The sequence below is a fragment of the Marinomonas dokdonensis genome (assembly GCF_052747885.1).
The window spans coordinates 149,004-164,590 of the sequence record NZ_JBRAND010000001.1 but is presented as its reverse complement, the minus strand read 5'-3'; the positions used below and the strand labels follow the sequence as shown (position 1 = coordinate 164,590).

General features: G+C 45.2%; 17 protein-coding genes. 14 read left to right on the top strand and 3 right to left on the bottom strand.

Annotated elements, in window-relative coordinates:
- Position 1 precedes the first annotated feature (1 nt).
- The gene (locus ACUM5Y_RS00750) at positions 2-445 is read left to right on the top strand and encodes a hypothetical protein (protein WP_445974939.1); all 444 of its coding nucleotides are present in this window, start codon (positions 2-4) and stop codon (positions 443-445) included.
- Between the two features lies 1 nt (position 446).
- Here the strand turns inward: ACUM5Y_RS00750 and ACUM5Y_RS00745 are convergent, their stop codons facing one another.
- On the bottom strand, positions 447-704 hold the full coding sequence (locus ACUM5Y_RS00745; RefSeq protein WP_445974938.1) for a PP0621 family protein: 258 nt from the start codon (positions 702-704) through the stop codon (positions 447-449).
- 73 nt (positions 705-777) lie between these two features.
- Here ACUM5Y_RS00745 and ACUM5Y_RS00740 point away from each other — a divergent pair, with 73 nt between their 5' ends.
- From ACUM5Y_RS00740 to ACUM5Y_RS00725, 4 genes are all read left to right on the top strand, one after another.
- Positions 778-2,415: an NAD+ synthase gene (locus tag ACUM5Y_RS00740; RefSeq protein WP_445974937.1), complete on the top strand. Its 1,638-nt coding sequence runs from the start codon at positions 778-780 to the stop codon at positions 2,413-2,415.
- A 110-nt stretch (positions 2,416-2,525) separates the two neighbouring features.
- Positions 2,526-2,825, top strand: coding sequence for a DUF1294 domain-containing protein (locus tag ACUM5Y_RS00735; protein ID WP_445974936.1), 300 nt, complete (start codon positions 2,526-2,528; stop codon positions 2,823-2,825).
- 55 nt (positions 2,826-2,880) lie between these two features.
- On the top strand, positions 2,881-3,768 hold the full coding sequence (locus tag ACUM5Y_RS00730; protein WP_445974935.1) for a PAS domain S-box protein: 888 nt from the start codon (positions 2,881-2,883) through the stop codon (positions 3,766-3,768).
- 222 nt (positions 3,769-3,990) lie between these two features.
- A complete protein-coding gene (locus ACUM5Y_RS00725) occupies positions 3,991-4,989 on the top strand; it encodes a branched-chain amino acid aminotransferase (RefSeq protein WP_445974934.1) in 999 nt (332 codons plus the stop codon).
- A gap of 70 nt (positions 4,990-5,059) precedes the next feature.
- Here the strand turns inward: ACUM5Y_RS00725 and ACUM5Y_RS00720 are convergent, their stop codons facing one another.
- Together ACUM5Y_RS00720 and ACUM5Y_RS00715 are read right to left on the bottom strand one after the other, a co-directional pair.
- Positions 5,060-5,395, bottom strand: coding sequence for a DUF6404 family protein (locus ACUM5Y_RS00720; RefSeq protein WP_445974933.1), 336 nt, complete (start codon positions 5,393-5,395; stop codon positions 5,060-5,062).
- A 152-nt stretch (positions 5,396-5,547) separates the two neighbouring features.
- Entirely contained in the window at positions 5,548-6,045 is a 498-nt protein-coding gene (locus ACUM5Y_RS00715) for a CpxP family protein (RefSeq protein ID WP_445974932.1), read from the bottom strand.
- A 205-nt stretch (positions 6,046-6,250) separates the two neighbouring features.
- On the opposite strand from ACUM5Y_RS00715, the gene ACUM5Y_RS00710 reads away from it, so the two are divergent.
- The 9 genes from ACUM5Y_RS00710 (at position 6,251) to ACUM5Y_RS00670 (ending at position 15,576) form a co-directional block, all read left to right on the top strand.
- A complete protein-coding gene (locus ACUM5Y_RS00710; RefSeq protein ID WP_445974931.1) occupies positions 6,251-6,955 on the top strand; it encodes a response regulator in 705 nt (234 codons plus the stop codon).
- Complete coding sequence (gene cpxA / locus ACUM5Y_RS00705; RefSeq protein WP_445974930.1) at positions 6,955-8,355, top strand: envelope stress sensor histidine kinase CpxA; 1,401 nt, start codon at positions 6,955-6,957, stop codon at positions 8,353-8,355. The genes ACUM5Y_RS00710 and cpxA overlap by 1 nt, the downstream gene beginning before the upstream one ends.
- 67 nt (positions 8,356-8,422) lie before the next feature.
- Positions 8,423-8,701, top strand: a complete 279-nt coding sequence (locus tag ACUM5Y_RS00700; protein ID WP_445974929.1) for a hypothetical protein — start codon at positions 8,423-8,425, stop codon at positions 8,699-8,701.
- On the top strand, positions 8,698-9,237 hold the full coding sequence (locus ACUM5Y_RS00695; RefSeq protein ID WP_445974928.1) for an RNA methyltransferase: 540 nt from the start codon (positions 8,698-8,700) through the stop codon (positions 9,235-9,237). Before ACUM5Y_RS00700 ends, ACUM5Y_RS00695 begins: the two co-directional genes overlap by 4 nt.
- A 206-nt stretch (positions 9,238-9,443) precedes the next feature.
- The gene (locus tag ACUM5Y_RS00690; protein ID WP_445974927.1) at positions 9,444-10,190 is read left to right on the top strand and encodes a DUF481 domain-containing protein; all 747 of its coding nucleotides are present in this window, start codon (positions 9,444-9,446) and stop codon (positions 10,188-10,190) included.
- Positions 10,191-10,230: 40 nt separating this feature from the next.
- On the top strand, positions 10,231-11,397 hold the full coding sequence (locus ACUM5Y_RS00685) for a CobW family GTP-binding protein (RefSeq protein WP_445974926.1): 1,167 nt from the start codon (positions 10,231-10,233) through the stop codon (positions 11,395-11,397).
- Between the two features lie 197 nt (positions 11,398-11,594).
- Positions 11,595-13,400 (top strand): acyl-CoA dehydrogenase C-terminal domain-containing protein, encoded by a 1,806-nt coding sequence (locus ACUM5Y_RS00680; protein ID WP_445974925.1) that lies wholly within the window; start codon positions 11,595-11,597, stop codon positions 13,398-13,400.
- A gap of 68 nt (positions 13,401-13,468) precedes the next feature.
- Positions 13,469-13,783, top strand: a complete 315-nt coding sequence (locus tag ACUM5Y_RS00675; RefSeq protein WP_445974924.1) for an SCP2 sterol-binding domain-containing protein — start codon at positions 13,469-13,471, stop codon at positions 13,781-13,783.
- A gap of 104 nt (positions 13,784-13,887) precedes the next feature.
- Positions 13,888-15,576: an AMP-binding protein gene (locus tag ACUM5Y_RS00670; RefSeq protein ID WP_445974923.1), complete on the top strand. Its 1,689-nt coding sequence runs from the start codon at positions 13,888-13,890 to the stop codon at positions 15,574-15,576.
- The last annotated feature ends 11 nt before the right edge of the window (positions 15,577-15,587 follow it).

The following is a 15,587-nucleotide window of genomic DNA, read 5'->3' as shown; positions in this document are numbered from 1 at the left end:
AATGCAGCGGGACATAAATAAAGCGCAACAGGGCTGGATTTCGCTGCCCATTTTAATCCTGCTCTTGGCGGCTGGGACTTTCTCCGTCTATTTTCAGCAGGATTTATTGGCCGATTGGCAATGGCGCAAAACCTTGCAGCAAGCCCAAGTTTCCTCCCAAATCCCCGATGCCTTTAAAGTACAATATGTGCAACAGCCGAATTTTAGTCTCGCTCAATCGAGCCCTTGTGTTGGCTTTTGCGAACTGACTGAAGCAGACAGTGGGAATCTGAGACGCTGGGCTAACAACAAGCTTCAAGTTTGGTACCAATGGTCCCAGTGGCAAAATGCCCAAGGAGGGCAGTTTCATCGTTTATGTGCCAGTCTAAACCAACAAGCCTTTCATTGCTGGTGGTGGCGAGAGCAGGTGTTGCAGAGCCATGGTTGGGTCGCTCTGCAAGAGTAACTTATTGCTTATGGTAATCCTTTAAGTGCTCAGCACAACAAAAAGGCTTGGCGTCTTGGTCATGGACAGCATGAGAGATGGGGGTGAATGCTTGGCATTGAGTGCAGCGTACCATATTTTCTTGATCGTCTTTTTTAGCCTTCCCAGAGGATTTTTTCTGTGTAGAGGGTGCGTTATGGGTTTTTGCGTTGACAAATTGGCGGTATAACCACCAGCCAATGAAGAAAATAGCAATAAAAACGATTAAACGTACGATCATACACTTTACCTTGGTTGGGTAATTCCACGACAATAAAGGCATATTCTAACAGAGTTTATGAGATAGCAAACGTATGACATTAAGAATAGCTATGGCGCAACTGGATATGCTAGTTGGCGATATTACCAAAAACACACAAGCGGTGATCGATGAGGCCATCAAAGCCCGTGATGAGCAACACGCGGATGTGATTGTTTTCCCTGAGCTGACCCTGACCGGCTATCCACCTGAAGACTTACTTCTGCGCCCAAGTTTGGACACGCGAATTGAATCGGCGTTACAGCGTTTGCTGGAAGAAGTTAAAAACATCTATCTTGTGGTGGGCTACCCTCGTCGTATTGATGGTGAGCTATTCAACTGCGCCTGCGTTATCCATCAAGGTAAGATGCTTGGAGAATATGCCAAGCAGAAGTTGCCTAACTTCCTCGTTTTTGATGATAAACGTTATTTCAGCGAGGGTAACCAAGCCTGTATTGTGGAGGTAAAAGGGGTCAAAGTGGGTTTAAGTATCTGTGAAGATATTTGGCACCCAGAGCCTTCTGCTCAAGCCAAGCAAGCTGGGGCTGAGCTTATTCTTAATCTCAATGCTTCGCCTTTCCATGTGGAAAAAATGGGTGAGCGAGAAGCCTTGCTGCATAAAAGAGCCACAGAGATCAATTTGCCTATTGTCTATGTTAACTACATGGGCGCTCAGGATGAATTGGTCTATGAAGGCGGCTCCTTTGTGGTGAACGCGAAAGGCCATAAAGTACGTCAAGCCCCTTGGTTTAAAGCCGGTTTGTATTGCGTGGACATGATAGTCAGCGAAGAACAAAACAATAAGGTAGAGCCCGTAGCGGGTGAAATTGCACCTTCCCTTGATGTGGAAGCAAGCGTCTATCAAGCAATGGTTTTAGGACTTCGTGACTACATTGAGAAAAACCGTTTCAAAGGCATAGTGTTAGGACTAAGTGGTGGTATTGATTCTGCCTTATCGTTAGCAGTAGCGGTTGATGCTATTGGCGCTGATCGCGTGCAAGCGGTCATGATGCCCTACACCTATACCTCTTCAATGAGCTTGGAAGACGCGGAAGAAGAAGCCAACCTGCTTGGGGTGAAATACAGTGTATTGCCTATTGAATCCATGGTGACTGCCTTTAGTAATGTGTTAGCGCCAGAGTTTGAAGGGTTTGCTAAAGACACGACGGAAGAAAACTTACAAGCCCGTACACGAGGCGTTACCTTAATGGCCATTTCTAATAAAAAAGGCTACATGGTACTGACCACAGGCAATAAAAGCGAAATGGCAGTGGGGTATGCCACTTTATACGGTGACATGGTTGGCGGCTATTCCGTACTAAAAGATGTCTTTAAAACATTGGTTTTCAGATTGTGCCGTTACCGCAACAGTTTAGGTTATGTGATTCCTGAGCGCGTAATAGTTAGACCGCCTTCAGCGGAATTGGCCCCAGATCAAAAAGACGAAGACTCTCTGCCTAGCTACGATATCCTAGATGAAATATTACATATGTATATTGAGCAAGATATGAGTGCGGAAGCAATTTTGGCGAGTAAAAAATTCGACCGTGATACCGTTTATCGAGTATTGCGCCTTGTGGATGTGAACGAATATAAACGTCGTCAAGCTCCCACAGGTGTTCGTATTAGTGCCCGTGGCTTTGGCCGTGATCGCCGTTACCCAATTACTAATGGCTGGCACATCGGTGAGTAAACGCCGCTAAGTCTCTGATTTAAAGAGGGTGTTGGTGTATTGCCACACCCTCTTTTTCTTTGTAAATAAGCCAATGATTGGCTTGTCATTAGGGGATTGGTCCACATTCTATGGTGTATTTCTACGCTTATTTGATCCTACTAAACAGCTATACTTTGGTGTGCTATGGACTAGATAAAATGGCGGCAAAGCGAGGCCGTTGGCGGGTTTCAGAGTTCAAATTGCATCTTTTGTCTTTACTTGGCGGATGGCCGGGGGCTATGCTTTCCCAGAAGTTGTTTCGTCATAAGGTCAGTAAAAAGCGCTTTCGTAGGCTGTATCATCTAATGATCTTCATCAACCTTCTGCTCAGCGCCAGTGGTTTTTATCTTTTGAAAACCGTGTTTTCACTGACCACCGGGCCTTCATAATAAGACACCAGCAAGTACCTCCCGTTGCTGATAAGTAACACTGCCAGGGGACGTTATGGATAATAAACAAGTAACCATTGATTTAGCTGATGTGTTAGAGCTCATGCTCGATGCGGTTTGTGTCGTTGATCGACAAGGGCGCTTTGTATTTGTAAGTGCTGCCTTTGAGAAAATGTTTGGCTACCGCCCAGACGAAATTATTGGCAAACCTATGGTAAATCTGGTTTATCCAAAAGACGTGGAAAAGACCCTCAATAAAGTCAGCACTATTATTGATGGGGAGATAATGCCGCGCTTTGAAAATCGCTGGGTGCGTAAAGATGGACAGGTGGTGGATGTGTTGTGGTCAGCCCGTTGGTCAGAGAAACATCAAGTACGCATTGCGGTGGCCCATGATATTACTGAGCGTAAGCAAATGGAGAAAAAACTCCTTTATGCAGCAGGCCATGATGCCCTCACGGATCTTCCTAATCGAACCCTTATTCTAGATAGGTTGCAGTCTGCTTTGAGCCTTGCAGAGCGGGAGCAATCTTCCCTTGCAGTGATGTTCATAGATATCGATGGCTTTAAAGAAATCAATGATCAACAGGGTCATGGTATTGGTGATAAATTATTGCAAAACATCGCCAAGCGCCTGAAGAAAAGTGTTCGCAAGTCCGACACGGTAGGGCGCTTAGGTGGCGATGAATTTTTGCTGGTCTTTAACAAAACTCACAACGCAACAAATGTGCAGAACATAGCTGAAAAACTACGCACAATCATTGCTAAGCCTTTCGACATTGACGGACTAAGTTTACAGGTGTTTGCCAGTATCGGCATTGCTTCCTACCCAGAGCATGGGAATCACCCGCTAGATCTAGTGCAGTATTCTGATCAAGCCATGTATTTAGCGAAAAATAACGGCGGTGACAGGGTAGTTTTGTTTTCCTCTAGGGATTTTTAGCTCAAGGTTATTGAGCACAATAGAGGGAGCGGGTAATATCATCTGTTATTAAATCACCTTTTATCTGGGTGACAGTGTTCGATCTAATTCTCCAAATTTGCTTGTCCAAGCAAATGATCGTTTTTAAGTCGAATAATGGTCTGGTGCGGAACAGTTTCACTGTTCGTTGCAGGGCTAAATGGTCTGGTTAATTTCAAAATAATTTACGATAAGGGAACAATAATGGCGGCTTTTGGTAGCGTGTTTATGCCTAAGATGGCATTAGCAACATTTGAAAACAATCTTTGGAGTAAAGCAGAGCTGGTATCGGCTGATAGCATTCAGATGCACCCTGGTGCTCACGTCTTGCATTACTCAAGCACTTGTTTTGAAGGTTTGAAAGCGTTTCGCCACGCAGATGGAAGTGTCCATGTGTTCCGTATGGATCAGAACATTAAACGTTTCGCTCAAAGTAGCCGTTTGTTGTCACTGCCAACTGTTGATGAAGAGCAAGTGGAAGAAATGATCAAACAAGCCGTTGCTGAATATGCCAGCGATGTGCCTGAGCCACCTGGGTCTATGTACATTCGTCCTACCCACATTGGTACAGAAGCCGCTATTGGTAAAGCTGCAACACCTTCTGTTAGCTCTATGTTGTATGTTTTGTTGTCACCAGTTGGCGACTATTTCACCGGTGGTGCAAAGGCTTTGCGTATCCTATTGGATGAGACAGGCATGCGCTGTGCACCGCACATGGGTATGATCAAAAGTGGTGGTAACTATGCCAGTGCTCTTGGTCCCATTACTCAAGCGAAAGAAGATGTGCAAGCAGACCAAATTTTGTTCTGCCCTAATGGCGACGTTCAAGAAACTGGCGCGGCTAACTTCTTGTTGATTGACGGCAACGAAATTATCACTAAAGGTTTAGATACTAGCTTCTTACACGGCGTGACCCGTTCGTCTATTTTGACCCTTGCGGCGGATCTAGGCATGACAGTGACAGAGCGTGACCTTACCGTAACAGAGTTACTTGAGCGAGCTGCAAAACCAAATGTTGAAGCAGCCCTTTCCGGTACGGCTGCCGTATTAACTTCTGTGGGAACTTTTATCCACGAAGGGAAAGAATATCAAGTTGGCAGTGGTAAGCCTGGCCCGATTACCGATAAGTTGCGTCAAGCACTTAATGATATCCAATGGGGCAAAGCAGAAGATAAACACAATTGGTTAACGAAAATAGCCTAACTGACTTAGATTAGTCCGTTCGCTCGATTAAAAAAGCTACGCCTAGGCGTAGCTTTTTTTGTTGGAAAGATTACAAGGAAGACCAAGGGGTTAATTGTAGCTTACGGCTACGGATTTTATAGAAAATCGCCATAAACACCCCGTAAGCAAATCCCCATACCACAGATTTATCAAACGCGGCTTGAATCGTGGCATCCTGCCCTAAACTGAACACGATTAGCATGATACTGGTGAGGTAGATAAAAGCGATCAGTACGTTGAGGTGGAAGTTTAAATAATATGGTGGCGGTACCTTGATACCAATGACACGCAATAAACTGAACATGGGAGGCAAATAGTTTGAGCGCCAGACTTTACGCTCTTCAAGCTCAGCATGAGCGGCTTGGAGTTTTTCTTTAAAAGACACAGGGTTCACCTTACTAAGTTAATAAAACTAAATTCAGGCATTGTAACGACTTTTTAAAACATAACGAAAGTTTTCCGTGAATTTAAACTGGCATAAAAAAGGCACTTCCAAAGGAAGTGCCTAGATAACACGGATTGAGAAAGCTAAAGAGCTTATTCTTCCATGTGTTTTTGCATTCTTTCAGCGCTTTTTTCAGCACGCTCTTGCTGTAGCTCAAGCAATTTTTGTTTTTGCTCTGGGGTCAAGATGCTAAGAATCTGGTGTTGTTTCTCTAACATTTTAACTTGGCGCTCCGCTTGATGCGTAGCCATTTCTAGAGCGATGGTATTAGCTTTCGCTTGGTCAAAGGTATCGGCTAATAACAAGTCGGTAACCGCTTTACGCTGTTGCTTCATTTCTTCGCTAGGGCCTTGATGACGAGTATCACGAGCTTCTTTACGCTCTTCTTCTGATGCTTTGCGAAGCTCTTTTAGCTCGATTTTTTGTTCTTCTGTCAAATCGAGCTTTTTTATAAGTTGCATATCAAGACCAATTTTTGGACCGTTGTCACGACCCTTGTGTCCTTTACCGCCATCTGCCAAAACACTCATGGATCCAAAGGTTAAAGGAAGAACGACTGCTGCAAGTAAAATTTTCTTTGAAATCTTCATACTGATATTCCTATTGAGTTTGTGTTGCATTGATAGAAAGTAAACATCTGTGCTTACTTGGTATGGGAGTAGAATAGCGATTGCTAGGTAAAATGATGTCTGCGCAAAGTAAAGTAACGTAAAGCTATGACAGCCTTCAGTTTTTCTTAGTAAAATGTTTCTAAAGATGGCGTTAAACCATGGTTTTTAGCTCGCGAGGTAGCAGATGTCCCACATTTTAATTATTGATGACGATACAGAATTAACCGATTTGCTTAAGGAAGTATTGGACTTCGAGGGCTTCGAGGTTTCTACCGCTTGCGATGGTGAAATGGGTCTTGCCATGATGAATGACACTGTTGATCTGATCTTGCTTGATGTCATGATGCCGAAACTTAATGGTTTCGATACCTTGAAGAAGTTGCGTGAATCTTGGGCGTCACCAGTACTGATGCTAACGGCCAAGGGTGAAGAGATAGACAGGGTGATTGGTTTAGAGCTTGGCGCGGATGACTATTTGCCGAAACCCTTTAGTGATCGGGAACTGATTGCCAGAATTCGAGCCATCTTGCGCCGCTCCCAGTTGCAAAAAGAAGTTATGAAAGAAAAACCTGCAGACAAGGGCGATTGCCTAACCTATCAAGACCTACGTTTGTACCCAGGGAAATTGGAAGCCTACTGTAATGACACCTTATTGGAGCTTACCAGTACCGAATTCGCGCTGTTGCATCACTTTTTATTAAACGTTGGGCAGGTGATAACAAAAGAAGTCTTAAGCTTAGATGTGCTGGGCAAACGCTTAGCGGCCTTTGATCGCGCCGTGGATATGCATGTTTCAAATTTAAGAAAAAAACTACCAGAATGGCCAGATGGCAAACCACGTATCAAAACCTTACGGGGCCGTGGTTATTTATTTGTTGAGGGTGAGTAATGCGGTTTCCTAAAATCACCAGTTTGTATGGGCGGATTTTCGCCATCTTCTGGTTTACCATTTTTCTCGTGCTATTGGCCGTGATGCTTATGGCGCATATAGACCCGCGTAAAGCCAAGGACATATCCCCAGGTCAACTGCATGAGTTGGAAGGTATGCGCGGCCAGATTGAGCGTCGCTTTGAGGGCGAGAACAATCTAGCTTCTATTCACGATTGGTTCAACAAACCATCGAAACGCAATGGCTCGGAAAAACGCAATTACGACAGCGAACGTCCCCGCTTTTTCATTACAAATTTTGAAGGGGACATTGTAGGTGCCCCAAGAGACAAAGATCAGGCTTATAAAGCGATGCGTAACTTTGCCACCACCATTGAAAGTCATGATCACCCGCAGCAAAAGCTGTATGGCAAGTTTATGCTAGCGGGGCCAGTGCCGATTCATTTGGCAGGCCAAGATTACTTATTCTATGCGGGGCGTAAGCACCACGGCACTTTTTATTTCTTGATCCAGCTGTTTGAAAAACCCTTCCAGCTACTGTTGCTGGTGATGCTGGTCAGCACGCCCTTATTGCTTTGGTTGGCTTGGGCGCTTAGTCAGCCAGCGCGACGTCTAGAGCTGGCGGCCCAACGGGTGTCTCGAGGGGAGTTTAAAATGGACCCCATGCTAGAGAAGGGTTCATCGGAATTTCGCCAAGCCGGAGCCAGCTTTAATCAGATGGTTGAAGCGGTGAATCAAATGATATGCCGCCAACAAAGGCTGCTATCGGATATTTCCCATGAACTAAGATCGCCCTTAACTCGATTAAGAATGGCTCAGTCTTTAGCCTCGAGAAAACAAGGTGAAAGTCAGGAATTGATTCGCATCGACACCGAAGCCCAACGTCTTGAGCAAATGATAGGCAAGCTTTTGGAGCTGTCTCGCATGCAGGTAGACAGCCACCTTCATCATGAAGTACAGCCTCTAAGCAGCCTTTGGGAGTCCTTGTTGGAAGACTCACAGTTTGAGGCTGAGCAAATGGGTAAAAACCTCACCTACAATGATATTCCGGATCGAAAAATTGCCTGTCATCCGCAACTCTTGATGAGTGCTTTAGACAACTTAGTTCGCAACGCTATTTATTATGGTAAGGACCAAATTAAAGTCACCATGCAGGTGGTCGCGAACAAACTAGAAGTGCTAGTAGAAGACAATGGTGAAGGGGTGCCTGAGTCTGAGCTTGATGCGATTTTTAGACCCTTCTATCGAGTCTCGACCGCTCGTGATCGCAACAGTGGTGGCACAGGCTTAGGTCTTGCCATTACGGAAAGTGCTATTCGCCAGCACAATGGCACTATAGTGGCGAGCCCGAGTGAACTCGGTGGCTTGTTAGTGAAAGTGACCTTGCCCCTAGAAGCTTAAGGGAACTGTTTTAGGTGCGCGTAATAACGTATTATATGGGTCGTTTTGATCAATAATGCAGGTCTATATGAAACCCTTACTAAGAAAGCTATGTGCGCCGATTTTACAACCTTTTGAATCGGCTCAAGGTGACTATGTATATCGCCCATCCCACCGCAAAATCCTCATAGTGCTTGGTTTGCTGTGTATTTTTATTGCCAGTGTTTCAGCATACTTTACCTTAAACACAGGTGAGCTTGGTGGACTGATTCCTATTGCGGTTTTTTTCGTGACAGGTCTAGTCTGTGAGATTGTCGGTTGGCTAGGGTCAGACCGTGCAGTGGCAAAAATCTGGAAAAGTAAATGAGTGAAGCCTCTGCTAATGAGCAGGTCATAATCGGCCTAACCAACCCCAAAAGTACCACCAATGTTGGGGCCGTGATGCGAGCCGCTGGCTGCTATCAGGCTGACCAAGTGCTGTATTCAGGCTCTCGCTATGACAGGGCCGCGAAAATGGCCACAGATACCAAGAAGGCTCATACCAATATCCCTTTGTTGCACATCGACAGTCTAGACGCTGAAAGCTTTATTGATGCTGTAGCAGAGGATGTTGCCATTGTTTGTGTGGACCTTATTCAAGGGGCGACACCCTTGCCAGCCTTTGAGCACCCAGACAAAGCACTTTATATCTTCGGCCCTGAAGATGGCACCATTTCCCAGCAAGTTGTTAATCAATCCGATCACGTGGTGTTTGTGCCAACGGTAGGCTGTATGAACCTCGCCGCATCGGTCAATGTGTTGCTTTACGACCGTTTAGCTAAGTCTAGCCGTGCTCTAGCAGGGGATGAATGGATTATAAAGAGTAAAGACGGTAACAATAACGTTAAGGTTCCTAAGCGCTAATAGAGAGTGCGCGTTTTTATCACTATGTTTGCAGTTCATAAACTGAATGTTGACTGTGATAAGCGGCTCACAATGTGAAAATGTCTTCTTAGCCTGGTGACAGCTTAGGGAGACAATCTATCTTATGCCATTTTTTTATGGCGCCTTTTTTAACAAGGTCTTCCTTTTGTCAGCTAAAAATACATCGGACAAATGGAACGATTTCAATGTACCTTTTTAAGACGATTACTATTGTTTGCCTTATTTCCGCCATTCCGCTTGCGGCGTTTGCAAAGCCTCATAAAAAGCTCGATCCAATGAGAACAGAATTAGAGTTAGGGGTGATCGCCACCTCTGGTAATACAGACAGCACAGCGTTAAAAGCCAAAGCCACCATTAAACAAGACCTAGAAGAGTGGAAGAACGAGTATCTACTAGACACTCTTTATCGTGAAAGTGAATACAACGGTGTGAGTGAAGACACGGCTAAAAAGCTATTTGTGTCGGCACAAAGTGATTACAAGCTCAGCGAAGAGCACACTTCTCTATTTGTATACGGCTCTTACACAGACGATAGATTAAGTGGTTATGATTACCAAAGTACCGTTTCTGTGGGTTACTCAGGGCGTATTTTTGGCAATAAAAAGTCTTTCTTAGACTACAGTGTAGGTCCTGGTTTTTCCTTTAATAGAACGGATGATGGCGAGAAAGATCGCACGGCTATTGTTCGTATGGAAGCCAAATATGAATACCGACTCAGTCGACGTGCCAAGTTTACGCAAACGATCAGTAGTGACGCGGCATTAGAGAAAGATAAAAATACATTATCTAAATCCGAAACCGCTTTAAGTGCTAATATACGCGACGATTTGTCCATGAAAGCAGCCTACAGCATCACCCACAATAGTGAAGTGGAAGACGGTTTTGAAAGAACCGACGCGGTTACCAGCCTAACGCTGGCTTATTCCTTTTAGGATTTCATGGGGGCTATTGTCATAATTTTGGAAGGTCATCATGCGTTATCAAGGCATCAAAGTATCTATCATTACAGGCTTCTTGGGAGCTGGTAAAACCACCTTAATTCGCCAGTTAATTGAACAAGCGCCACCCTATGAAAAATGGGCGGTATTGTTAAATGAATTTGGTGATATTGGCTTGGATAGCGCATTACTTGGCTCGGCATTAGGTGAAAATTCTGCTGTCGCCATTAAAGAGGTGGCGGGCGGGTGTGTCTGCTGTGTCACCTCTGCAGCATTCGAACAGGGTTTGAACCAGTTAATCCGTCAGGTTAACCCAGATCGCATTTTGATAGAGCCTTCAGGACTAGGGCACCCTAAACAAATTTTGGCGAAACTACGCTCTACACACTACCAGCAAGTGCTGGCGGTAACGGGGGTATTTTGTGTGTTGGATGCCCGTAAATTAGCCGACGATCGTTACCTACAACATGAAATATTTCGAGATCAACTGGCCATCGCCGATGGTATTATTTCCAGTCATGAAGAGGCCTATAACTCGGCTGATCAGCAAGCTCTTAAAGCACTGTTAGAGGACTTAAATACAGAAAAATCCACCCAGTGGGTTGATCGTCAGTTGCCTGCTAATCAATGGTTAGATATAGGGCTAGAAGATACGCCAACCACTGGTTTAGCTGTAGCGGATGGTCATAACGACCACGGCAATCATAGTAACCACGACCACGACCACGACCACGACCACGACCACGACCACGACCACGACCACGACCACGACCACGACCACGACCACGACCACGACCACGACCACGACCACGACCACGACCACGGCAATCATGGTGCCCACCATCATCATGATCATGGGCATCATTCTAAGCAAGGGACTGAATCTGCTGTATTAGATAGGGGTGTCCGTCATTATCGTAAACAACAGGATAGCATGGCGGTAATGGGCTGGCAGTGGCCAGCACAAACGAGCTTTGAACAAGAATTTCTTACCCAATTATTGACCGAAAGTTTGGCTTTAAAAGGCGTCTATCGACTCAAAGGTGTATTTTGTTTGCAAACCGGTGACGCTTTATTTGTTAATGGTTCAGACGAACAATTGCAAACCCATGTGGGTACTTGGTCCATGGAAAGTCGACTTGAAATCATTGGCTTATCTCAGGCTCCATGGGAGCAGAGCCTCAAAATAAACGCGCTCTAATACTAGCCATTCTGGCCTTATTAATATCTTTTAATTTCCCCTCTAGGGAGTGACAAAATCCGCCACTGGTGAATTTTGTCACTAATCTTGCTTCGTTTTGTTATTGAGCAAAAACCTCTTTTGACCGAATCTTTCTAGCACAAAGAGGGTTTCTGTACTGAAACCGGTCGAGATAAAAACAATAAGAGGTCAAGGTCATGCCTGAATACAAAGCGCCCTTACGAGACATTAAATTTGTGACTGAAGAAGTTCTAGATGTCTACGGTCATTATGCAAAACTACCCGGTGCTGAAGAGGCAACTCCCGATATGGTATCTGCCATACTCGAAGAAGGTGCAAAGTTTGCAGAGCGAGTATTGTCCCCCCTAAACCGTGTTGGTGATGAACAAGGCTGCCAATTCAAAGATGGCGTCGTAACCACTCCAGAAGGCTTTAAAGAAGCGTATCAACAGTATGTAGAAGGCGGCTGGCCTTCCTTGTCGCACCCTGAAGAAGTTGGTGGACAAGGCTTGCCTGAATCTTTAGGCATGATGGTCACAGAAATGATCGCGACCTCAAATTGGTCTTGGGGCATGTACCCAGGCCTTAGCCACGGAGCCATGAATACCATCGAACTACATGGTACCGATGAACAGAAACAAACCTACCTGACCAAGCTGGTATCAGGGGAATGGACGGGCACCATGTGTCTAACAGAGCCTCATTGTGGTACGGACCTTGGCATGTTGAAAACCAAAGCCGAGCCTCAAGAAGACGGCAGCTATGCTATCACTGGTACCAAGATCTTTATTTCAGCCGGTGAACATGACATGGCTGACAATATAGTTCATATCGTATTGGCTCGCCTTCCTGATGCACCCGCTGGCACCAAGGGTATTTCTCTATTTATTGTGCCAAAACATAACGTGGATGGTGCAGGAGAAGTGGCAGATCGCAATCAAGTTTCTTGTGGTTCCATCGAGCATAAAATGGGTATTCACGGTAATGCTACTTGTGTGATGAACTTTGATGGTGCCAAGGGCTATCTGATTGGTGAGGCGAACCGTGGCTTAAACTGCATGTTTACCTTCATGAACACGGCTCGTATTGGTACCGCAATGCAAGGCCTTGCTCATGCAGAATGGGCGTTACAAAACTCTGTTGCCTACGCCAAAGATCGTTTACAAATGCGTGCTTTGTCAGGCCCTAAAGCTCCAGAGAAAGCAGCAGATCCAATTATTGTTCATCCAGATGTGCGTCGCATGCTGCTGACACAAAAAGCCTTTGCAGAAGGTGGCCGAGCGTTAATCCACTATTGCTCAATGCTGGTGGACACCATGAAAAAAGGCACAGCGGACGAAAAAACCGAAGCCGATGAACTCATGTCATTACTAACGCCAATTGCCAAAGCTTTCTTAACCGAAACCGGCTTTGAATCCGCCAACCAAGGCCTACAAGTGTTTGGTGGCCACGGCTTTATCGCTGAGTGGGGTATGGAGCAAAACGTACGAGATTGCCGTATCTCCATGTTGTACGAAGGTACCACAGGCATCCAAGCCCTGGACTTACTAGGTCGTAAAGTGCTGATGACCCAAGGGGCGACCTTGCGTCGTTTCACCAAGATCATTCATAAGTTCTGTAAAGAGCACAAAGGTAATAAGGCCATGAAGCCTTATTTAAGTGCCCTTGACAAACTGAACGGTGAATGGGGTGATGTCACCATGAAGATCGGTATGAAAGCCATGCGCAACAAAGAAGAGGTGGGTGCGGCCTCTGTCGATTACCTGATGTTCTCAGGCTATGTGGTATTGGCTTATTTCTGGGCTCGTATGGCGCTTACGGCACAACAAAAACTCGACCAAGGTACAGACGAAGTGGGCTTTTATACCGCTAAGTTACAAACGGCCACTTTCTACTATGAGCGTCTGTTGCCACGTACCAAGGCCCATGTAGCCGCAATGTTATCCGGTTCAGATAATCTGCTGGCGATGGAAGAAGATAACTTTCTTTTCCTAAATGCTTAATTATTAATCTAACGATCAATTTTGGCACTCAGTAGAGTGCCAGCTAAAATAACAAAGAGAGAAATAGTATGAGTGATGCAAAATCAGTATTTGAAGCAATGTTAGGCCGTTTTGATGCAAGCGAAGCGGATGATATGGAAGCGGTTTTTCAATTTGAAATTGAAGATAACGGCACATATTTCTTGAATATTGACGAGGGTAAGTGTGAAATGGGGGAAGGAGAACATGATGACCCAACTGTGACCCTTGAAATGGACCTAGACACGCTTAATGCTGTGATGGATGGCTCCCTAGATGGCATGGCGGCTTTCATGCAAGGTAAGATTCGCGCAGATGGCGATATCATGCTGGCAACAAAGTTAACGCAAATTTTCCCGCTGTAGAAAACGAGATTTTTTAAGCTTTATCCGCCCAATAGCCTAGGTTATTGGGCATTTTGTATCATTGTTTTGTTCTCCTAAATAACAAAAACAAATGGAGTTTTTACATGACGACTATTTCAGCAACGACCGATGGTAAAGAACGAGACCATGGGCGTTTTGTGCCTGAGTCTCTAAATCCAAATAACTATCAATGCGTTACTCAAGTGCTTGATCGCGCTCAGGGTAAATTCGCTAGCTTGCCAGCTTTTACCAGTGTTGGCCGCACCATCACCTATGCCGAGTTGAATGAAAAATCTGACCAGTTCGCGGCGTATTTACAGCACCATACGGATCTAGTGCCTGGGGATCGTATCGCCATTCAGCTGCCCAATGTTATCCAATACCCTGTGGTGCTATTTGGTGCTATGAAAGCGGGTATGGTGGTGGTAAACACCAATCCTCTATATACCCCTAAAGAGCTTGAACACCAGTTTAATGATTCTGGCGCAAAGGCCCTCGTGGTGTTTGCCAACATGGCTGCCAACGTAGAAAAAATTCTTGCTAAAACGGGTATTAAGCATGTCATTGTCACTGAAATTGCAGACTTTCACTCGCCAGTGAAACGAGTTTTGGTGAACAGTATTGTTAAATACGTTAAGAAAATGGTGCCTGCTTTTAATATCCCCAGAGCCATCTCTCTAAACGATGCCTTGGCGAAAGGGGCAGGTAAGAGCGTTGTGCGTGCGGATAATAAACCTTCCGACATTGCTGTATTGCAATACACGGGGGGCACCACAGGCGTTGCCAAAGGGGCAATGCTTACCCATGCTAACTTAATTTCCAATATGTATCAGTTAGGTTCTAGGTTGACATCCATTGTTGATGAAGCCACAGAAACCTATATTGCGCCGTTACCCTTGTATCATATCTATGCCTTCCTGATTCATGGATTAACCCTGCTGGAGCGTGGTGCTCACTCGATTCTTATTCCAAACCCAAGAGACTTACCGGGTTTTGTTAAAGAGTTGAAAAAGTGGCAATTCACCGGCTTTGTGGGGTTAAACACCTTATTCGTTGGCTTGTGTAATAAGCCTGAGTTTCGTGCTCTAGATTTCTCGCATCTTAAGCTAACTTGTTCGGGTGGCATGCCACTCACCCATGCTGCTGCCGACGAGTGGGAAAGAATCACTGGATGCAAAGTCGTAGAAGGCTATGGATTAACAGAAACATCCCCTGTGGTGTCGTTTAATCCAATTGGCAAAGAGCGCATAGGTACCATTGGTATCCCAGTGGATATGACAGAGATTAAAATTCAGGATCAAGAGGGCAACACCCTTCCACAAGGGGAGTCTGGCATGTTGTGCGTTCGTGGCCCACAAGTCATGAAAGGCTACTGGCAGCGTGAAGACGCCACCAATGAAGTGATGACGGAAGATGGTTTCCTGATCACAGGTGATATTGCCATGCAGCATCCGGATGGCTATTTGGAAATAGTGGACCGCGCTAAAGACATGATCATAGTGTCTGGCTTCAACGTTTATCCAACCGAGATCGAGGACTGTTTGTCTTCTCACCCAAGTGTTTTAGAGTCTGCTGCCATTGGCATAGAAGATGATAAAACCGGTGAAGCGGTGAAAGCCTTTGTGGTGCTCAAAGAAGGGGCAGAAGGCATAAACGTAGATGAAGTAAGAAGTTTCTGTAAGGAAAAATTGGCGGCTTACAAAATTCCTAAAGTCATTATAGTGCGTTCTGAACTGCCTAAAACCAACGTTGGTAAAGTGTTACGCCGTGCTTTGCGGGAAGAAAGATCTTAAGCCTAACTTTC